This window comes from Nocardia sp. NPDC049220, assembly GCF_040647855.1.
Classification (GTDB): domain Bacteria; phylum Actinomycetota; class Actinomycetes; order Mycobacteriales; family Mycobacteriaceae; genus Nocardia.
In genome coordinates this window covers 58444-76664 of the sequence record NZ_JBEZDA010000008.1, presented here as the reverse complement: position 1 = coordinate 76664, position 18221 = coordinate 58444, and the positions used below count along the sequence as shown (strand labels likewise).

The following is an 18221-nucleotide window of genomic DNA, read 5'->3' as shown; positions in this document are numbered from 1 at the left end:
CGGAGCCGGTCGGCCGAGTTACCCGGCACACCGCGAGCGCGGCGCGCGGCGCGCCTCGGGCGGGCTCGTCTCGAGCGAGGACCGAACACCAGATCTCCCATGGCTGGGAGGGTTGGTGCTCCGCTATGGCCGCGAGGTGTAATGCGCTTCGCCGAATCGACCCCATCGGCCGAGTCGCATCGGAAAGAGACACGTGATGAAACCATCCGACCTGCCACGGGATTCGCGTTTCTACCGCGCGGCTGAACCGTTCGAGGAACAAGGTGCTCTGCATTTCACACGCATGGCCGAGGTCGTCGAGATCTTCAGGCTGGAAAAGCGGGGAGCGTTAAGCACCGATTTCACGTACCTGCTCGAGTTCGTCGGTGGCATGGGCATGCCCGCGCCGTCTCGTCCGCACCTCAACATGCTATTCCCTTGGACCCAGGGCGAGACACGGGCGGACGGCTCACCAGGCAGGCACGCGATCTTGCATGGTTTGCTCGCCAAGCACTTCAGCAGAAGATCGATCGCCGAGCTGGAAGATACGGTCAAAGACTTGACGCGTAGGGGGTTGCGGGAGGGGACGGCTACCGGCTCGGGCGAGTTCGATCTCGTCGAGTTCGCGACCACCTTGTCGTCGCGCGTCGTCTCGTCGTTGCTGGGGTTGCCGCTGGAGGCCGCGGCTATCGTTCGCGAGGAAGTCGAAGTCTACGAACGGCGGCCGGGGTTCGAAGCGGTCGAACCGGAGTCACCAGCGCTTCGGGCTTTCTTCCAGCAGTTGTTCGACGAGGAATCGAAAGGCGGTTTGCTGGCGGAACTGTCGAGTGCGTATGCCGCGAAAACCATCGATCGGGACGAGCGCGATGCCCTCGTCTGGGGATGTTGGGCGGCCGGCCTGAGTACCACCGCCACAGCCATCGCACTGCTCATCGGACTCATGGTCGAGCTCGACCTCGTGCAGGCCGCCGCCCACGCCGACGCCGACTGGTTGAACGCGGTCACGCAGGAGACTCTCCGCTACGCGACCCCGTTTTCGGTGGTGCCGATGTTCGCCACCCGCGACATCACACTCGCGGGTGGTGTTGCTCTGCGCGAAGGCCAACCGATCCGGCTCGTGCTCGGCGCTGCCAATCGCGATCCGGCGGTGTTCGGTGTCGACGCCGACGAGTTCGTCCCCGCGCGCGCGAACGCCAACCACCACATCGCATTCGGCCTGGGAATGCATTGGTGCCTAGGCGACAGGCTCGCCCGCCTGGAGATGCGCACGGCGCTCCGAGAGGTCGCGAGGAACCTGACCGGGACCACTCTGCTCGAATGGCGACGCGAGACAGGTCTGTTGGACCGCGTCGCGGTCGCCGGTCTCGGTTACGATCGTCGTCCCCACCAGTGAGCACCCAGTGCGTTCCATCGGACCTCATCGAGCCGATCTACCGGACAACCGATCAGCGGTATGAGGGGATGTTCGTGAGACGCGGCGGGTTACGACGGATGTACGGCCACCGAGCTGGTGTCGGCACACCGCCCCTTTCGTGCCGGCGAACACGGCCGGTGCGACTACGGCGTCGTGGGATGCCACAGCACCGACGACACCGAATCCACGAGGCTTATCCGAGCCGACGCTCTTCGACTGCCGTGCTGAAGCCGGTGCCGTTGAGGTCCAGGTACAGCAGGCGCTCGGTGATCGATACGGTGACAGTGTTGCGCCGTTCGATAACAGCGGCAGCGGAATCGATGAAATCGCGATCGAAACTGTAGAGCCCGATCGTCTCGGCCCGATGGATCCGCTTGCCGGCCAGTTGAGCCAGCACTTTGACCGGATCGCGATGGGTGTAGACGGCAGCGCGGCCGGCTAGCTTGCTGCCCCGATGCAAGCGCTCCGCGTCGGGCGCGCCGACTTCGATCCAGGCGGTGAGTCGGCCGGTGAGATCGCGCACCAGTACCGCAGGCTCGTCGGTGGCGGAAATGCCTTCACTGAAGGCGATGCCTTCCTGATACTCGAGGCAGTAGGCCAGCAGCCGCGTCAGCATGAACTCGGCGGTCTCCGAAGGGTGGCGTGCCAGGCGCAGCTCCAGAGTCTGATAGACATCGCGATCGATGTCGGCCAGTTGGACGGCGAAGTTATGCAGAGTTGCGCTGATAGCCATAGGGACATGAGCTTAGCCGCGGATGAATGTGATGCGTTGGGGCCGGGCCAGGACGATCAGGCCGAGGCCTCCGGCGGGCGCGCCCAGGCGCGACGGTGCAGCGCGAGCTGGATCTCGAGCAGCAGGCGGTCGGCGGGGTCGCCGAGATCCATGCCGAGGATTTCTTCCACACGGCGCAGGCGGTAACGCAGTGTGTTCGGGTGCACCTGGAGGGCGGCAGCGGCATTGCGCACCTCGCCGTGGGCACGCAGATAGGTCTCCACGCTCTCGCGCAGGCTCGCGGAATGCTTCCGGTCGTAGTCGAGCAGGGCACGAAGCCGCGGATCGTGCAGTTCGGCGCGAGCGCCGACCACATCGAGCAGTTCGCCGAGCAGGACGGCGGTGCGGGATTCGGCCAACGTGGTCACTCGCGCCTTCGGGTCGGTGGCCACAGCGCTGTCCAGCACGCGGTCGACCTCGCCCCGGGCGGCCGCCACTCGGTCGAGATCGTCGACCGGACAGGCGATCGCAGCCCGCAACGCCAACGACCGCTTCGCCGCTAACTGCTCGATCAACTGACGCGTCCACGCGGTCACCGCGGGCGCGGACCGGTAGCCGGGCAGCAGCACGTAGACGCGGTCACCGTGCGTCGCGGTCACCGAGTCACCACGGAAAGAACTCGCGCGCAGGCGCAGAATGTTGCCGAGCGCGGTGGGCTCGATCGCGGTGGGCTGCTCGGCGGCGACGAGCGCGAACGCCACCACCGCCACCGGACCGTGCCGCGGCAGGTTGAGCGCGGTCGCCACCATGGCTACGTCGACCGCTCCCTGCGCCATGCCGAACAGCCGCTGAATCAACAGCGCCTCGGTGGACGGTGCGTCGAGGCTACGCGAGATCAGTCGACCCGCGATGGCCGAAGCGCCACGCAGGATCTCCGCCGCGTCCGGATTGAACGGCCGGTCCCCCTGCTGCAGCCAGATCGCGCCGAGCACCCGCGGCGCCCGCGCCGTCGCGTCCGCGGGATGGCGGATACCGACAACCAACCTGCGTTTGATGTTCAGCTCCTCGTGCGCGGGGATGTCGATGACCTCGTCGGTGTTGCGCAGCCGATCGAATACCCCCCATCTCCGCAGCACGGTCAGATAATCACGCGGCCCTTCTCGACCGAGTATGGACAGCACGCGCAACTGGTCGGCGGTCTGGTCGGATGCCGAGTACGCCAGCATGTGCGAATGCGCGTCCTCGATGGACACCATTCCGCCCGCGTTCTGGGCGACCATCTGCGCCAGGCCGAACAGATCGATGTCCGCGACGGCCAACTCACTCTCCCCGGCCACGTTCCCGCCCTTCGGCCAACTCGACAACCCAATCGTCCAATCTTTGTCCAACCGGCTCAATCTCCGGGCAGTTTTTCGGTGTTGACTTCCACTTACCGCAAAGTTACCTACTCGGCAGGGAGCAGCCATGGATGCCATCGTGTCCACACCCCAACCGGTCAATGAGCCGGTAGGCACCTTCGCCCCAGGCAGTGCGGAACGCGAACGGTTGCAGAAGAAGCTGGCCGACTTCGCTGCTATGCCGACCGAAGTCCATCAGGTCATCGGCGGCGACCATCGACATGGTTCCGGCATACCGATCGAAGTGGTGCAGCCGCATCGGCACACGGCGGTGCTCGGCACGCTCACCACGGCCCGTCCACGCGACGTCGAGGACGCCATCGCGGCGGCCACGGCGGCGGCGCCGGGATGGCGGGCGCTCTCGTTCGAAGACCGCGCCGCGATCTTCCTGCGCGCCGCGGACCTGCTGGCGGGACCGTGGCGGGAATCCATCGCCGCCGCGACCATGCTGGGGCAATCCAAGACCGCTTACCAGGCCGAGATTGATGCCCCGTGCGAACTGGTCGACTTCTGGCGTTTCAACGTGCACTTCGCCCGCCAAATCCAGCAGGATCAGCCGATCTCGACACCCGGCGTATGGAACAAGGTCGAGTACCGTCCGCTCGAGGGCTTCGTCTACGCGATCACGCCGTTCAACTTCTCGGCGATAGCGGGCAACCTGCCCACCGCGCCCGCGCTGATGGGCAACACCGTCGTGTGGAAGCCGGCCGTGACCCAGGCGGTGGCGGCGTACTGGACGATGAAATTGTTGGAGGCGGCGGGGTTGCCACCCGGCGTGATCAATATGGTGCATGGCGCCGGCCCCGAGGTATCGGAGGTGACGCTCACCGATCGTCGGCTCGCAGGCATCCACTTCACCGGATCGACCGCGACATTCCAGCATCTGTGGCGCATGGTCGCGGCGAACATCGCCGACTACGACAACTATCCGCGCCTGGTCGGCGAGACCGGTGGCAAGGATTTCGTCGTGGCGCACAGCTCGGCGGATCCCGACGTGCTGACAACCGCACTGATCCGCGGCGCATTCGACTACCAGGGCCAGAAGTGCTCCGCCGCCTCGCGCGCGTTCATCCCGAAGTCCGTGTGGGCCAGGATGGGCCGGGAGTTCGTCGACAAGGTCGACAACCTCAGCTACGGCGACGTCACCGACTTCAGTCACTTCGGCGGAGCGCTGATCGACAAGCGGGCCTTCGACAAGAACGCCGACGCCATCGCGCGCGCCAAGGCAACGCCTAGCCTCACGATCGCCGCGGGCGGGCACGCCGACGACAGCGTCGGCTACTTCGTCGAGCCGACCGTCCTACTCGGCGACGACCCCGCCGACGAGGCGTTTCACACCGAGTACTTCGGCCCGATTCTCGCCGTGCACGTCTACGACGACTCCGCCGCCGGCTCGTTCGAGTCCACCCTCGACCTGATCGACAAAGGTGCCCGCTACGGCCTGACCGGTGCGATCATCGCCGATGACCGCACGGCGATCGCCACCGCGACCGATCGGCTGCGGTTCGCGGCAGGCAACTTCTATGTCAACGACAAACCCACCGGAGCCGTTGTCGGGCAACAGCCTTTCGGCGGGTCACGCGCGTCGGGCACCAATGACAAGGCCGGCTCGGCACAGAACCTGCTGCGCTGGACCTCCGCGCGCACGATCAAGGAGACGTTCGTCCCCGCGACCGACCACCGCTACCCGCACCAGGAGCACTGATGGCCCTCTCCGGATTGCTCCGGCCCGCCATGCTGGCGGCGTCGCGCTCCCCGCGCATGGAGCGCACGATCACACGCATGCCGACCACCAAGAAATTGGTGGACCGCTTCGTAGCGGGCGAGTCGGAGGAACAGGCAGTGGCGGCGACCACCGCCTTGCTCGATTCCGGACGCCGGGTGACCATCGACTACCTGGGCGAGGACACCACCGACCTCGACCAGGCCCGTGCCACCGTCGCGCACTATCTGCGGCTACTGACCGCGCTGACCGAACTGACCGCCGCGGACACGGGAACCGCGCGATCGCTGGAGGTATCACTCAAGTTGTCCGCACTCGGCCAGTCACTCCCGCGCGACGGGCACGCGAGAGCCCGGGAGCACGCCCACCAGATCTGTACCGCGGCGGTAGTCGCGGGGGGATGGGTGACCATCGACGCCGAGGACCACACGACAACCGACTCGACACTGGCCATCGTGCGCGAACTGCGGGCTGATTTCCCGTGGCTGGGAACGGTGTTGCAGGCCCACCTGAAACGCACCGAGAGCGACTGTCGCGAATTCTCCGGTCCCGGCTCACGAATCCGTCTGTGCAAGGGCGCCTATCGTGAACCTTCGTCGGTGGCCTATCAGGACCGGGCCGCGGTCGACGAGTCCTATCTACGCTGCCTGCGCGTCCTGATGGACGGCGACGGCTACCCGATGGTCGCCACGCACGACCCGACGCTGATCGAGGCGGCGCTGCGTCGAGTAACCGAAACCGGACGCGCGCACAGCGATTTCGAGCTCCAGATGCTGTACGGCATCCGCGACGCCGAACAGGTGCGTCTGGTCGGCGCGGGACACCCGCTGCGCGTTTATCTGCCCTACGGCGATCAGTGGTACGGCTATTTCATGCGCAGGTTGGCCGAGCGTCCAGCCAACGTCGGCTTCTTCTTGCGGTCGTTCGGCCGTGACCGCTGAGCTGTGCCGTCCGCTCGAACGAGGCCGCTGAGATTTATTTGTCCGACGCACCGCGCACAGCCCGACCGTGGTCGCATTTAGGCTAGGCCCAGCTCGAAATGTGATCTGCGTTGCCGCCCTGTGGGTATCGCGGAGGACGAAAGGATGTCCATGTCCATCGCGCAGTTGCGCAGCCAGATGTTGCGCCGCAAACCCCTCGGGGATATCGAGGACGAAACCGTCCCCGCCGATGAGCAGCTGTCACGGTCGCTTGGCGTGTGGCAGCTCACCGCCATCGGCGTCGGCGGCATCATCGGCGCAGGCATCTTCACCCTGGCTGGTGCGGTCGCGCATTCCGTCACCGGCCCCTCGGTGCTCATCTCGTTCCTGATCGCCGGCGTCGCCAGCGCGGCCGCCGCGCTGTGCTACGCCGAGTTCGCCGGGATGATCCCCAAGGCCGGGTCCGCCTACACCTACGGCTACGTGTCCCTGGGCGAGATCGCGGGCTGGTTCATCGGCTGGGATCTACTGCTGGAGTACATCGCGGTCGCGGCTGTAGTCGCGATCGGCGTCTCCGGGTATTTCCGCTTTCTGCTCGAGCAGGTCGACATCACACCGCCGGACTGGATGATGGGCGCCTGGGGCACCGGTGACGGCCACGTAATCGATGTGTTCGCCATGCTGTTCTGTCTCGGCACAGCCTGGCTGCTGTCGCGCGGCATCCGCAGCGTCGGCCGGTTCGAGACTGTCGCCGTCGGAATCAAAATGGCGCTGGTCGTGCTGATCGTGGTGCTCGGCGTGTTCCATATCGACAGCGCCAACTACACCCCTTACTTCCCGTTCGGTGCGGGCGCGGTGTGGACCGGCGCGGCCACCGTCTTCTTCGCCGTGTTCGGCTACGACGCGATGAGCACGGCCGCCGAGGAATCCACCGACGGCAAGAAACACCTACCCAAGGCGATCCTCTACTCGCTGGCCATCGCCATGGTGCTCTATGTGCTGGCCACCCTGGTGCTCACCGGCATGCAGAACTACCGCGAGATCAGCCCGACCAGCGGGTTCTCCACCGCGTTCGAGTCGGTCGGCCAGCCCGGCGTCGCGAACATCATCGCGGTCGGCGCCATCGTCGGCATCGTCACCGTGGTGCTCACCTTCATGCTCGGGGTCACCCGCGTCTGGTTCGCCATGAGCCGCGACGGGCTGCTACCGGAATGGTTCGCCAAGACCCATCCGGTCCGGAAGGTGCCCACCCGCGTGACTTGGATCGTCGGCATCGGATCGGCGCTGATGGCGGGGCTGCTGGACATCACGGTCGTCGCCGAACTGACCAATATCGGCATCCTGATGGCCTTCATCGTCGTTTCCGTCGCGGTGATCGTGCTGCGGCGCACCCGACCCGACGAGCCGCGGACGTTCCGGCTACCGTTCATGCCGGTCGTCCCGCTGGTTGGCATCGGATTCTCGCTGTATCTGATCTGGTCGCTGCCGTGGCAGACCTGGGTGCGCTTCGTGGTCTGGCTCGTCGTCGGGCTGATCGTCTACTTCACCTACTCGCGCACGCACTCCAAGCTCGAACGCGGCGGCTCAGTAGCGACCGCGAGCCTGCCTGACCCCGGGCAGCACTGACGCCGACTTCTCGACCCCGGTCGGGTGGGTGAACAGCCCACCCACCACTCACGTCACACCGGTTGCCCGATTCGCTCGCGGTTTGAACCGAATCGACTCGCCGAAAGTACTCATTGCAAAAAGATTGCTCGACTCCATACGGTCGGGCGTGGACCCGGACGGCACGCCGCCCCGGGCACGGCGGTCGGACCGGGGCGAGAGGAGCGGGTAGCGGAATGGATCTCCAGGAGGTCGTCGCGTCAGGCGTGCTCGAACAGCGCGAGCTGTTGGGGCAGGGGGTTCTTTCGACCCAGCAACTCGTCGCGGCGACGCTCGATGGAATCGATGCTGCCGCGCACCTCGGCGCCTTCACCCATGTCCTGCGCGAGGAAGCCAAGGCCGAGGCGATCGCGCGGGACCAGGAGCGCGCGGCCGGCGATCCGGTGGGCCCACTGCACGGAATCCCGATCGCGATCAAGGATGAAATCGACGTCGCGGGCGCGGTAACCACGTTCGGCACCCGGGCGAACTCGACTCCCGCGGTGGCCGATGCCGAGGTGGTGCGCAGGCTGCGCGCCGCAGGGGCGGTGATCGTCGGAAAGACCACCATGCCGGAATTCGGACAGTGGCCGTACACCGAGTCCAGCACCTTCGGCGTCACCCGCAACCCGTGGGACACGACCCGCTCCACGGGCGGATCCAGCGGCGGTTCGGCCGCGGCGGTAGCGGCCGGCCTTGTTCCGGCGGCACTCGGCGGCGATGGTGGCGGCTCGATCCGGATCCCGTCGGCATGCTGCGGATTGTTCGGCCTGAAGCCGCACCGCGGGCGGGTGTCGAACGCACCGAACGCGCACCTGTGGTGGGCGCTGGGGGTCGTGGGACCGCTGACCCGCGGTGTACTGGATTCGGCGATCGTCTACGACGTCATCCGCGGCAGCACCCCCACCGACCGGTTCCGGGCACCTGATCCGATCACGTCGTTCGAGACGGCGGCGCGCAGCGCGGCGCGACCGCTGCGAATCGGCTACAGCATGAAATCCCCTACGCCGCTGGTGAAATCGAACCCGCTGCACGTACGGGCAGTCCGTGACACCGCGAACCTCCTCGCCGAGTTGGGACATACGGTGATCGAGATCGACCCGGACTACCCGGATCCGACGCTCGCCTTCTTCCCCCAGTTCTTCGGCGGTGTGCGCGCGGAGGCGGCCGAGGTGGACCATCCGGAACTGCTGGAACGCCGCACCAAGCAGACGATGGCCCTGGGTGCGTGGGTACGGCGACCGCTTGTCGAATGGGCGATCCGTGCCGGAGAGTCGGTGACCCGTAAGACCGACCGGATCTTCACCGAGTGCGATCTGCTGCTCACTCCCACCGTCGCGATCCGCCCACCCCGGCTCGGCGTCCTCGACGGGGCGAATACGGTACGCGCCCAGTTCGCCGCGATCCCGATGATCGCCTACACCGCCCTGTGGAACGTCACGGGCAGTCCGGCGGCCGCCCTCCCGGCGGGCGTCGGCGATGACGGCCTGCCGCTGTCGGTTCAGTTGGTCGGGCCCGCGAACGGCGAGACGACGATCCTGACGGTGGCCGCGCAGTTGGAGCAAGCCCGGCCGCATCCTCGTCCGGGCCAGTAGGGCACGCGTACCGAAGCACGCGCCCCCGACCGCCCCCACGGCATTCCGAAGAACATTCATCGAGAATCGGTAACCTGCGAACAGAATTCGGTACCGTCAGGACATGCGCAAGACCGATTCGCCCCGGAGCACGGTCACACCGAGCCGCCACCTGTCGGTCGTCCCGATCGACGATATCGACCGAATCCTGCTCGACCAGCTGGCGCGGGACGGACGCATGACGAACAACGCGCTCGCCGCCGCGGCGGGCATCGCGCCTTCGACCTGCCTCGGCCGGGTGCGGGCGCTGGTGGAGCGCGGCGTGATCCGGGGATTCCACGCCGACATCGACCCGGCGGCACTCGGCCGCAACCTGCAGGCCATGATCGCGGTGCGCCTGCATTCGAGCGCACGCAGGCAACTCGCCGAGTTCGGGCAGCGCATGTCGGCACTCGACGAGGTGCTCAACGTCTACTTCATCGCGGGCGCCGACGACTACCTCGTCCACGTCGCCACCGCGAATTCCGACGAACTCCGCGTGTTCGTGCTCGAACACCTCAGCGCGCACCCAGCCGTGGCGTCGACCGAGACGATCCTCATCTTCGAGCACATGCGGCCACGATCGGGACCCACGTAACGGAACACCGCGCCGACAGCGGCTAGGCGGCGAAGCTTTCGGTCACGTAACCGTGCGCCTGGGCCACCGACTTCGACAGCAGTGCCCCACGATGGGTGCTCAGACCGGCGGCCAGACCCGGATCGGCGGCCACCGCATCGCGCCACCCGTGTTCGGCGAGCGAAACCACGTACGGAAGCGTGGCGTTGGTAAGCGCGACGGTCGAGGTGTTGGGCACCGCACCGGGCATGTTGGCGACGCAGTAGAACACCGACTCGTGTACCCGGTAGGTCGGCTCGGCATGAGTGGTCGGGCGCGAGTCCGCGAAGCACCCACCCTGGTCGATCGCGATGTCGACGAGCACCGAGCCCGACTTCATCTGCGCGACCAGATCGTTGGACACCAAGGTCGGCGCCTTGGCACCGGGCACGAGCACCGCGCCGATCACCAGGTCCGCCTCCCGGACGGCGGCATCCACCTCCAGGCGGTTCGACATGATGGTTCGCACCTGCCCGCGGAACTGAGCGTCGATTTCGCGCAGGCGCGCGATGTTCAGATCCAACACGGTGACGTCGGCACGCATACCGTGCGCCACGGCGATCGCGTTGCCCCCCGCGACACCCGCGCCCAGTACAACGACCTTGGCGGAACGGGTACCGGGCACGCCGCCCATCAGCACGCCGCGTCCACCGCCGCTGCGCATCAAGTGATAGGCGCCGGCCTGCGGAGCCAGCCGACCCGCGACCTCGCTCATCGGCGCGAGCAGCGGAAGGGAGCCGTCGCGCCCGGTGACGGTTTCATAGGCGATCGAGGTGATGCCGGAGGCCAGCAGCGCGTCGGTGCACTCCTTGGACGCGGCCAGATGCAGGTAAGTGAACAGCACCTGGTTCTCGCGCAGACGCCCGTACTCCTCGGCCACCGGCTCCTTCACCTTGAGCACCAGATCGGCGGTGCCCCAGACCTCGTTGGCGGTATCCAGGACCCGCGCTCCGGCGACCGTGTACGTCTCGTCCCCGAAGGCCGAGCCGAGCCCCGCGCCCGCTTCCAAGTACACCTCATGTCCACGGGACACGAGCTCGTGCACGCCGGCCGGCGTGCACGCCACGCGGTATTCGTGGTTCTTGACCTCGCGGGGGATCCCGATTTTCACCTGCACTCCTGGCGGTCGGTGGACGGTATCGATGATCCGCGTCAACACGAATCATCACTGCTCGAGCAGTATGAAGATTCTGCAAGCGTAGATCCAGTTCACTGAAGATAATTCTTGCATGACCAACTATCCGGCTCGAATAGACAGAATCCGCCCCATTCGAGCCCGGCTACCCGCAGCATCTTCGGCGACTACCGCAACGAGTCCAGCGACCGAGACGAGTACATGAGAGACAGCTTGTGTCCACGACGTATTCCTCGGCCGGGCAGGCCAAATCGCGCGGTGTCTCACCGGCGGTTTCGCGGTCGGCTCCGGAGCGCTCGCACAGTGGGCGCCGTCGGCGAATACGCCGGCGTTCTGATCGATGTCGCACTGCGCCTTGTCGCCACCGCCTGAATGACTCATGCGCCGGAGACCGCACCGTCCCACCGGAGCCCCGGTCGACTGATCGACGATCTCCGGGCCCACCCCGCGCATCGACAACTTCGGTTCGTGGCACGGCGGATCGATCCGATCGACCCGACACCGCACGCACCGCCACGGTGTCGTTGATCCCCGTCACCCTCGGGACGACCCCCACGATTCGGCATGCGTGACTCCCACACTCTGGGCGACATTGGCCACCACCGTTGTGCCCGGCGCGAGCTACGACATCGGAGTTGCAGCCGCGAGGAGACCTGGCCCGGTGTCGACAACTCGTGGGCCACGGCATTCGCCTCGGCAGAGACCTCGGCCGTCAGTTCTTCCGAGTCAAAAGGACGAGTGGGATCTCCCGCTCGGTCTTCGTCTGGTACTCGCCGTAAATGGGCTGCGCCGTGGCAACCCTGGGCCACAACGTCGCTCGCTCCTGCGCCGTCGCCACCCGAGCAGTCATCGGCACCTGTGGTCCACTCTGCACGGAGACCGCCACGTCGGGGTTGTCTCGCAAGTTCAGAAACCATGCAGGATGCGCCGGATCGCCGCCGCGCGACGCGACGATGATGTAGGTGTCGCCATCGACAATTGGTGCGGTGAGCATGACCGCATGTGGCCTACCGGATTTCCGGCCGGTTGTCGTGAGCTCGATCGACGGCATGCCTTGGATCTCGTTCCCCAATTTGCCGAAACTGATCTTCAGCAAGGCACGATGCGCCATGTTCGTAGCCTTCAACCTGAAATCCGAGGGCATGCAATCCTCACATCTACTCGACTAGGTGTTTGGGCCCAGGGGCGGACGCACCCCCGGGCGACTGGGACTGTACCGGAACCGACCCGGCCGCCGAGAGACCGACGACGGTGCCCTACGACCCGCCGCACGGCATCGACGCGACTGGGCCAAGGCAACCATGCGAGGCGACTCGACGTATATTTCTGAAATCCGGCACTGGATCGACATCCGGGACACCGGCTCTGACCAGCGCAGAAACCGTCCGCGTGACGGAGAACAACAGCTGATATCGAGCACGAAGAAAGCCAACGACACCAGCACACAGATCCGACCGAAGGGAACCGTGACATGACCACGACCATCAGACGCGCCCTCGTCGCCGCCGTTGGTGCCGGACTCGTCGTGCTCTGCTCCGCCACCGCCACCGCGCGCCCCGTCGGCCCATTCGACGTCGGCGGAGCCATCGAAGTGGAATATGACCAGGCCGGCGGCCCCGGCGTCTTCGGCGACCCCACCAGCCCTGAATCGGCCGCCGGCCGCGGCGGCCGCTACCAGACCTTCGAACGCAATGCGGCGATCTACTGGCACCCCGACACCGGAGCCCATCAGATCGGCGGCGCCATCCGCACCAGATGGGACAACCTCGGCAGCGAGAACGGGGCCCTCGGCTACCCCGTCATCCGCGAACAGTCCACGCCCACCAAATTCGGCCGCTACAACCACTTCCAAGGCGGCTCCATCTACTGGTCGCTGGGCACCGACGCCCACCAGATCGGCGGCGCCATCCGCGACAAGTGGGGCAGCTACGGCTGGGAAGCCAGCCCCCTCGGCTTCCCCATCACCGACGAGTCCAACGCCCGCAAAGACAACGGAAAGTACAATCTTTTCGGCGGCGGAGCCATCTACTACTCTGCCCGCACCGGCGCCCACGTTATCTGGGGAGCTCTTCGCGACACCTGGGAAGCCGCGGGCGCCGAACACGGTCGTTACGGCTTTCCCACCAGCGACGAGTACGACTACGAAAACGGCAAAGCCCAGGACTTCCAAGGCGGCCGCATCACCTGGAAACCCTGACCGGTTCGCGACACGTCTTGGTCCGGCGGATGTCGGCGTCCAAGGCACAGGAGCAGTGCTCGTGGGTGTTTACTGAGAGGAACAGCAATCTCCGGTGACCGCTCGAGGTGCGTATGCCGGTATGGCGAGTACGCGAGTTCCGTGACGATGATCTGGATCAGGCGATCCAGATCTGGGAACAAAGCCGGGTGCCTGCCGCGGGCGATTCGGTCTTCGCCCTGGCGGAGGTGATGGCGGCCGCGCGAGCAGGACAGCCGGCGGTGGTGGCCGATGTCGGCGACGAAATGGTGGGGATGGCGGTCGCTCAGATTCAAGGTGAGCGAGCCTGGGTCCTGCTGGTGGCGCTCGGAGCGCAGTGGCGGCGGCGCGGTATCGGCAGCGCGCTGCTCGCCGAATTGGAGCGACGGCTGCGATCGATCGGCGTACGGCGAATCTGCGCGCTGCTCCCCGAGGACGCTACCGGTTCCGCGGCCTTCGAGAACTCCGGTTACTTCCGTCGGACCGGCCTGGTCTATTACGAGCTGCTCGAACAGTTGGGTCCCGCGCAGTCGAGCCTGCTGACCGAACTGGGCGGACGTCTGCTCCCGCCGGGACTCTGGCAGTCGATGGCCGGAATGAAACGGGAGAAGGACATCATCGAACGTCGGATCGTGCTGCCGTTGGCAAATCCCGATATGGCCGAACGCTACCGAGTCCGGCCGCCCAAGAGCGTCATCCTGTTCGGGCCGCCAGGGACCGGCAAAACAAGCTTCGCAAAGGCGGTGGCATCGCGGCTCGGTTGGCCGTTCGTGGAGCTGTTCCCCTCCCGGTTGGCCGCCACGGCGAAAGGTTTGGCGGACTCGCTGCGTGAGGTTTTCAGCGAATTGGCCGAACTCGACGAGTTGCTGCTGTTCATCGATGAGGTGGAGGAGATCGCGGGCACCCGCTCAGGAACGGCGACCAGCCCGGCCCATGGTGTCACCAATGAACTGCTCAAACTGATACCAGCGTTCCGGGAAAACTACAGCCGCCTCATGATCTGTGCGACCAACTCGGTGCGATCACTGGATTCGGCATTTCTGCGTCCCGGTCGGTTCGACTATGTGATACCGGTCGGGCCGCCGGACACGCTCGCCCGGAACGCCATTTGGCGGCGGTATCTCGGCGACGCCGCCGAGTCGATCGACGTCGACCGGTTGGTGCGCGCCAGCGCGCAATTCACTCCCGCGGACATCGAGCATGCCGCACGCGTGGGCGCGCAGGCCGCGTTCGAGCGCGAAATGCTCCACAGCACAGACGAACCCGCGACCATCGAGGACTACCTGACCGCGATCACACACACCCGCCCGACCCTGACGTCCGAGATCTTGACGGCCTTCGAGCAGGACCAGGCCGACTACACACGACTGTGAGAGATCGTTTTTGCCGTGGTACCGCTGACGACGATCAAGGCGTACCCCTCACTAGATCGGCATGTGTAGACTCCCCGCTCGACATCTGTTCCATCCCAATGACTTCCGTTGCCATGACGGCCGTTCACCCGGCGTTGGCGCGAAGGTCGCGGTGTCGGGAAGTAGCCGGTGTCTTCGTCGGATCAGCTCAACTCGCGCATCATCTCGGGAGATTGCTATGCATCCTGGCCGGTTTCTTTCAGTTGGCATCGCACTGACGGTCGTGGCCGCCATGACCGGCGTCGGCACCGCTGCCGCAGAGAAGGAACAGAACTACCTCTGTACCGATGCTGCTTTTCGCAAGGAAATGCTCGACCTGCACAACACGTTCCGGGCCGATCATCGGGCACCGGCCCTCACTCTCGATCAGACCTTGAACAAGGTCGCCGAGGAATGGGCACAGCACTTGGCCGAGACACATAGCTTCGAACACCGGCCGAACCCGAAGTACGGCGAGAACCTCTACATGATGACGAGCGGTGGTTCCGATTATGCCGGAGCCGAAGAAGCCTTCCGCGGCTGGGCGGACGAGGAGAAGGACTACGACTACCGCAAACCCGGATTCTCGATGGAAACCGGACATTTCACACAGGTGATCTGGAAGAGCACCGAACGACTCGGGGTCGCACGCGCATGTGTGCCGGACTCGTCCGAAACCTATGTCGTCGCCAACTACGACCCGCCCGGCAACTATGAGGGCAGGTATCCCGAAAACGCACTTCGGCCGAAGTAGCCGTCGCCGACGTGGTTACCCGGCTCCGGGTAACCATTCCTCGGCCCCGGAAGATCGCGGTAGACCCGGCCCGACCCGAACTCGAATACCTCACCCATCTCCGGCGGCAACTTCGACCACGATGGTTCCCGCCGTCGGATGGGGGCCGATCTCTAAACCAGCGCACGCCAGCCCGGTCGGTATGTGCCTGGACGGCACACCGAACCTCAGCGCGCCCGCCAACCCGACCACCGCGCGACATCGATGGCGATCACCGGCCCCGGCGGCGGCTCGGCGATGTAGTCGGGATAGCGTCCGGCCAATTGACGTTTCGCCGTTTCCGCCTCGGCTGTCGCCGCGATCCGGGCGTCGCCGTCGGCGCGCGCCCACCACAGTTGGTTCCAGTCGTCGCTGTAGAAGTCGACGAGCACGCTGACTGCCGGGTTGGCGGCAATATCGGCCAGCCGGCGCAGCGACAGCGTCGTTTTCGGTTTTGCGTCGACGCTGGTATAAATCACCGCACCGACCACGACGAATACGATCGGAACGAGGTGCGGGTGAACGTCGGCCGAGACGGTTGCCAGCCGCGCGACGAAACTACCCGCGAACCGTTCACGCGCCTCGTCGGAACTCAGTCGCACATACCCTCCTCGCCACATCGCGCCGGTCCGTCACGCGCCGAGTCGACGATCGAATACCTACTGAATCCGAAATACGCGAACCCGGTACCCTCCTACGCTAGTGGCTCAACCCGCCGAACCGAATAGTCGAACAGGGCACCCGTCAACGTTTCGACACACCATGAGCGTGACGGTATTGTGACCACAGACCGGCCGAGCGGTCGCATACCGTGAACCTTCGGCGCGGCATACGATTTCGGCCACGGCGACCCACAAAATAACCGGGGATGCAGTCCGTTCCATCCCCTATGCAACCGGACATTTGCCTGAAATCACGGAGATCGATCTTTCCCACGCTACGGTCGAGTCAATGTTCGACTCGTCAAGAGGCGATAACGCCAGAAAGGTGAGGCGGTCTTGGATATCGATGTCACGGCCCGGCTGAATCTAGCGTTCGAAATGTGGGAGCGCGCGCACGGGCGCCCGCTGGCCGACGAGACGGTCGCAGCGTGGCTGACCGCAGCCGGATACCACGTCTCGCCCGGTTACCTAGCGCGGTTGCGCCGCGGAGAAGCCACCACACTCCCGGAGCGAATCCGCACTGGACTCACCCACGTCTTCGGCCTCGATCCCGGCTATTTCGCCTGCGATCCCGACCTCGACCAGGCCGAAGACGCGGAAGTACTCGCCAACCTGGACAATTCGTCTCTCCGTCGACTCGGCCAAGCCGTGACCGGCGTATCGATGCGCACCCTGCTCTACTTGGAGTCCGTCGCAGACGTCCTGCGCCGCGCCGACGGCTTGCCTCCGAGCGAACAAACCGCGCAGCTCTGATCGAACAGACAGACCGAAGGCCTTCCAGCCCTCGAGCCGGCTCGGCACCGAACCGACGTCGCACGCCGCTACCTCCCCCGCCAGGCCTGCGCATCGCGCGCAGACCCCGCCGGGCGTGACGGTCCCGGTCCGATCCCGGAGGCCGAGGGACGACAGTTGCGCACTGCCTCCGCACTCATTCGGACGCGGTGCCGCCCGATGTCCGCGTGATGGTGGTCGGCAAGCACCGCTAGCGGATTGCGGCGCCACGCAGGAGGTGGCAAGGCCAACTAGTGCCAGGGCGCACCCGTACAAGCCGCGTCGACGCCGAGGGCACCGATTCGCACCAGAATCCGGTCCATCGGAGAGGGAGAGATTCCCCTCCGCCGTCTTGCAACAGATGCGTCGACCGAGATCGACAGACCGTGCCGACGTCGACACTCCGCGCGGGCGCCTGGCCGAATTCGCCCGGCCCAGGATTCGGCCCACCCAGTACAGTGGCCCGGTGATTCGCACCGCCGCGTTGGCCCACATCCGGGATCGTCGCCTGCTGCAGGCGCGATCGGTCGACAAGAACGTCTTCTACATGGCGGGCGGGAAGATCGATCCCGGGGAAACACCCGAGGCGGCGTTACATCGTGAAGTACGCGAGGAACTGGGCGTCGGCATCGTGTCTTTCGACGAACTCGGGGTATTTCGAGCCGAGGCGTACGGGCACCCACCCGGTACGCCGCTGCACATGACGTGCTTCACCGCCGAACTCGACGGTGAGCCTCGGCCGACCAGCGAAATCGCCGAGCTGCGCTATTTCACCGTGCGTGAGTACGCCGAGATGAACCACGTCGCGCCCGGCTCGATGATGGTCTTTCGCAGACTGCACGAACTCGGTGTCGTCGACTGGTGATCGCGCGATAGCGCCGCAGTCCGACGTCGCGAACCTTCAGGCGCCTGTTTCAAACGGTTGCACGATCGCGGAATTCTTCGATGCCTTTGCGCCGCGGGATGGCAGCACAGGCCCCGCGCGCCGGTATCAGTGACCTAATCGAGATAAAGCTGCTCGCTAGCCAGAATTTCTGTGTTCTGCATCACATAAGGTTTATTGGCAAACTCCCCGCATATAGCCCGGATCATGCGATCCGACCAGCGCTTTCCAAGATCGGCAACACTCTTCATTCACTATTCGTTAACCGCTGATTCACCTATCGTGATCAAGCTGATATCAGATCCGGGAATAGACCTGGAGTTTGGTTAGACCAAGGAGTAGTCCATACGCATTGGGAAAACGACCGCAGCGGA

General features: G+C 65.6%; 16 protein-coding genes. 11 read left to right on the top strand and 5 right to left on the bottom strand.

Annotation, left to right across the window (positions count from 1 at the left end):
- The first annotated feature begins 196 nt into the window (after nt 1–196).
- Nucleotides 197–1372 (top strand): cytochrome P450, encoded by a 1176-nt coding sequence (locus tag AB0C34_RS19185; RefSeq protein ID WP_357074327.1) that lies wholly within the window; start codon nt 197–199, stop codon nt 1370–1372.
- Nucleotides 1373–1586: 214 nt separating this feature from the next.
- Here the strand turns inward: AB0C34_RS19185 and AB0C34_RS19180 are convergent, their stop codons facing one another.
- Entirely contained in the window at nt 1587–2126 is a 540-nt protein-coding gene (locus AB0C34_RS19180; protein ID WP_357074324.1) for a YaeQ family protein, read from the bottom strand.
- A gap of 56 nt (nt 2127–2182) precedes the next feature.
- Nucleotides 2183–3442, bottom strand: coding sequence for a helix-turn-helix domain-containing protein (locus tag AB0C34_RS19175; protein ID WP_357074321.1), 1260 nt, complete (start codon nt 3440–3442; stop codon nt 2183–2185).
- A gap of 127 nt (nt 3443–3569) precedes the next feature.
- Here AB0C34_RS19175 and pruA point away from each other — a divergent pair, with 127 nt between their 5' ends.
- The 5 genes from pruA (at nt 3570) to AB0C34_RS19150 (ending at nt 10000) form a co-directional block, all read left to right on the top strand.
- Nucleotides 3570–5207, top strand: a complete 1638-nt coding sequence (gene pruA, locus AB0C34_RS19170) for an L-glutamate gamma-semialdehyde dehydrogenase (RefSeq protein ID WP_357074318.1) — start codon at nt 3570–3572, stop codon at nt 5205–5207.
- Nucleotides 5207–6166, top strand: coding sequence for a proline dehydrogenase family protein (locus AB0C34_RS19165; protein WP_357074315.1), 960 nt, complete (start codon nt 5207–5209; stop codon nt 6164–6166). The genes pruA and AB0C34_RS19165 overlap by 1 nt, the downstream gene beginning before the upstream one ends.
- Nucleotides 6167–6316: 150 nt before the next feature.
- The gene (locus AB0C34_RS19160) at nt 6317–7771 is read left to right on the top strand and encodes an amino acid permease (RefSeq protein WP_357074718.1); all 1455 of its coding nucleotides are present in this window, start codon (nt 6317–6319) and stop codon (nt 7769–7771) included.
- Nucleotides 7772–7986: 215 nt separating this feature from the next.
- Nucleotides 7987–9384, top strand: coding sequence for an amidase (locus tag AB0C34_RS19155; RefSeq protein WP_357074312.1), 1398 nt, complete (start codon nt 7987–7989; stop codon nt 9382–9384).
- A gap of 103 nt (nt 9385–9487) precedes the next feature.
- Nucleotides 9488–10000, top strand: coding sequence for an Lrp/AsnC family transcriptional regulator (locus AB0C34_RS19150; protein WP_357074309.1), 513 nt, complete (start codon nt 9488–9490; stop codon nt 9998–10000).
- A 22-nt stretch (nt 10001–10022) separates the two neighbouring features.
- On the opposite strand, the gene ald is transcribed toward AB0C34_RS19150, so the two are convergent.
- Together ald and AB0C34_RS19140 are read right to left on the bottom strand one after the other, a co-directional pair.
- Nucleotides 10023–11129, bottom strand: a complete 1107-nt coding sequence (ald, locus tag AB0C34_RS19145) for an alanine dehydrogenase (protein ID WP_357074306.1) — start codon at nt 11127–11129, stop codon at nt 10023–10025.
- Nucleotides 11130–11865: 736 nt separating this feature from the next.
- Entirely contained in the window at nt 11866–12297 is a 432-nt protein-coding gene (locus AB0C34_RS19140; RefSeq protein WP_357074303.1) for a nitroreductase family deazaflavin-dependent oxidoreductase, read from the bottom strand.
- Nucleotides 12298–12624: 327 nt separating this feature from the next.
- On the opposite strand from AB0C34_RS19140, the gene AB0C34_RS19135 reads away from it, so the two are divergent.
- The 3 genes from AB0C34_RS19135 (at nt 12625) to AB0C34_RS19125 (ending at nt 15513) form a co-directional block, all read left to right on the top strand.
- Nucleotides 12625–13350, top strand: a complete 726-nt coding sequence (locus tag AB0C34_RS19135; RefSeq protein ID WP_357074300.1) for a hypothetical protein — start codon at nt 12625–12627, stop codon at nt 13348–13350.
- Between the two features lie 113 nt (nt 13351–13463).
- Complete coding sequence (locus AB0C34_RS19130; RefSeq protein WP_357074297.1) at nt 13464–14741, top strand: GNAT family N-acetyltransferase; 1278 nt, start codon at nt 13464–13466, stop codon at nt 14739–14741.
- 271 nt (nt 14742–15012) lie between these two features.
- Nucleotides 15013–15513: a CAP family protein gene (locus AB0C34_RS19125; RefSeq protein WP_357074715.1), complete on the top strand. Its 501-nt coding sequence runs from the start codon at nt 15013–15015 to the stop codon at nt 15511–15513.
- 206 nt (nt 15514–15719) lie between these two features.
- On the opposite strand, the gene AB0C34_RS19120 is transcribed toward AB0C34_RS19125, so the two are convergent.
- A complete protein-coding gene (locus tag AB0C34_RS19120; RefSeq protein WP_357074712.1) occupies nt 15720–16127 on the bottom strand; it encodes a TIGR03668 family PPOX class F420-dependent oxidoreductase in 408 nt (135 codons plus the stop codon).
- 402 nt (nt 16128–16529) lie between these two features.
- Between AB0C34_RS19120 and AB0C34_RS19115 the strand changes: the two genes are divergently transcribed.
- Both AB0C34_RS19115 and AB0C34_RS19110 read left to right on the top strand, forming a co-directional pair.
- The gene (locus AB0C34_RS19115) at nt 16530–16946 is read left to right on the top strand and encodes a hypothetical protein (protein WP_357074294.1); all 417 of its coding nucleotides are present in this window, start codon (nt 16530–16532) and stop codon (nt 16944–16946) included.
- A gap of 484 nt (nt 16947–17430) precedes the next feature.
- A complete protein-coding gene (locus AB0C34_RS19110; protein WP_357074291.1) occupies nt 17431–17829 on the top strand; it encodes an NUDIX domain-containing protein in 399 nt (132 codons plus the stop codon).
- Nucleotides 17830–18221: the final 392 nt, after the last annotated feature.

Excerpts from the sequence above, each read along its gene's own strand:
- AB0C34_RS19185 (WP_357074327.1), top strand. The coding sequence starts at position 197 with ATGAAACCATCCGACCTGCCACGGGATTCGCGTTTCTACCGCGCGGCT.
- AB0C34_RS19180 (WP_357074324.1), bottom strand. The coding sequence starts at position 2,126 with ATGGCTATCAGCGCAACTCTGCATAACTTCGCCGTCCAACTGGCCGAC.
- pruA (WP_357074318.1), top strand. The coding sequence starts at position 3,570 with ATGGATGCCATCGTGTCCACACCCCAACCGGTCAATGAGCCGGTAGGC.
- AB0C34_RS19165 (WP_357074315.1), top strand. The coding sequence starts at position 5,207 with ATGGCCCTCTCCGGATTGCTCCGGCCCGCCATGCTGGCGGCGTCGCGC.
- AB0C34_RS19160 (WP_357074718.1), top strand. The coding sequence starts at position 6,317 with ATGTCCATCGCGCAGTTGCGCAGCCAGATGTTGCGCCGCAAACCCCTC.
- AB0C34_RS19155 (WP_357074312.1), top strand. The coding sequence starts at position 7,987 with ATGGATCTCCAGGAGGTCGTCGCGTCAGGCGTGCTCGAACAGCGCGAG.
- AB0C34_RS19150 (WP_357074309.1), top strand. The coding sequence starts at position 9,488 with ATGCGCAAGACCGATTCGCCCCGGAGCACGGTCACACCGAGCCGCCAC.
- AB0C34_RS19140 (WP_357074303.1), bottom strand. The coding sequence starts at position 12,297 with ATGCCCTCGGATTTCAGGTTGAAGGCTACGAACATGGCGCATCGTGCC.
- AB0C34_RS19135 (WP_357074300.1), top strand. The coding sequence starts at position 12,625 with ATGACCACGACCATCAGACGCGCCCTCGTCGCCGCCGTTGGTGCCGGA.
- AB0C34_RS19130 (WP_357074297.1), top strand. The coding sequence starts at position 13,464 with ATGCCGGTATGGCGAGTACGCGAGTTCCGTGACGATGATCTGGATCAG.
- AB0C34_RS19125 (WP_357074715.1), top strand. The coding sequence starts at position 15,013 with ATGACCGGCGTCGGCACCGCTGCCGCAGAGAAGGAACAGAACTACCTC.